Raw genomic sequence first — 1,179 nt, forward strand, 5'->3', positions numbered from 1 at the left:
TGAGTGTGAATGTTCGGGTCGATCGTCTGGGCGCGTCCCCGCCGCCTGCGAGCCCGCTACTGCTCAGCGGAAGGGCGAAGTGAACGTGAATGCATCCATTTCGTAAATGTGTGTCTATCCAAGCAATCGATTTCTCTAATTACCCGATGAGCAATATGAACGCGTCAGGCAGGGTGCATCATTAGGAGTATTTTTCGATGGCAAACATTATCGAGGGTAGCCCGGATGCCGAAACACTCCTCGGCACCAAGGGTGAAGATTGGATGGAGGGTTTCCAGGGCGGTGACTGGATTGACGGTCGTGGCGGCAACGACGAGATCTCGGCTGGCCCGGGCAGTGACCGAGCCCTTGGCGGCGAGGGTAACGACCGCATCTTCGGCGGAGATGGCTGGGACGATCTCTCCGGCGACAACGGCCGCTTCAACGCGCGCATCTCCGGTGAGGACAATGACAGGCTCAGCGGCGGTCCCGGCCAGGATGTCCTCTACGTGGGTGACGGCCAGGATACGTTGACCGGGGGCACCGACAATGACACGTTCGTGTTCCAGTTCCACAATCCGGTGCCTGGGGTCGATCCGAGTGTCGGGTCGAAGCCGGACATTACCACTATCACCGATTTCAACCCGGCGGAGGACAAGTTCGCCTTCGATGCGGTGGGCCTCTACAACGACGGTTTTGGCGCGAACTTCGTCAACAACGCCAGTATACAGTCCGGCTACCCGGTGAGCAGCTTCTACAGTGGCGCGGCCTCGGGTGCGAACGGCGAACATGTCGTGGTAATCACTGGCGAATCTTTCAACTCTGCTAATGAGGCAGCGGGTGCGATCTCCGGCGAGCACGCCGGTGACATCATTGTCTACCAAAGCAGCTACACCGACAGAGTCGCAACTCTGGCCTATGTCACCGCCGACGGCAGCGCGCACGAGTTCGCCCACCTGGGCGGTGTGGTCACCGTGGCCGACCTAGGCCTGACCGCGTCGGACTTCACCTTCGTTTGATCCAGAAAACCGATACGGAACAGCGCCCCGCCCCTTGGGCGGGCGCTTTCCCGTCTCCGCACTTGCCATGGGTCGGGGCGCCCGGGAGCAGTCGCAGCGTGTACAGCTTGACGAAGCCCTGCACGTCGCGCTGGTCGTGCACCGAAATCTCCTGAAGGTGTGGAGGCGGAAGCCTGTCCGG

Annotated in this window: 2 protein-coding genes; one reads left to right on the forward strand and one right to left on the reverse strand. The window is 60.9% G+C overall.

Annotation, left to right across the window (positions count from 1 at the left end):
* The first annotated feature begins 197 nt into the window (after positions 1-197).
* A complete protein-coding gene (locus tag NKI49_RS33175) occupies positions 198-998 on the forward strand; it encodes a calcium-binding protein (protein ID WP_352608428.1) in 801 nt (266 codons plus the stop codon).
* Here NKI49_RS33175 and NKI49_RS33180 read toward each other — a convergent pair.
* A partial coding sequence (locus NKI49_RS33180) for a hypothetical protein (protein ID WP_352608425.1) occupies positions 985-1,179 on the reverse strand: 195 nt, incomplete at its 5' end. The genes NKI49_RS33175 and NKI49_RS33180 overlap by 14 nt on opposite strands.

Source organism: Mesorhizobium sp. M0587 (genome assembly GCF_040320945.1).
In the GTDB taxonomy this organism is placed as follows: domain Bacteria; phylum Pseudomonadota; class Alphaproteobacteria; order Rhizobiales; family Rhizobiaceae; genus Mesorhizobium.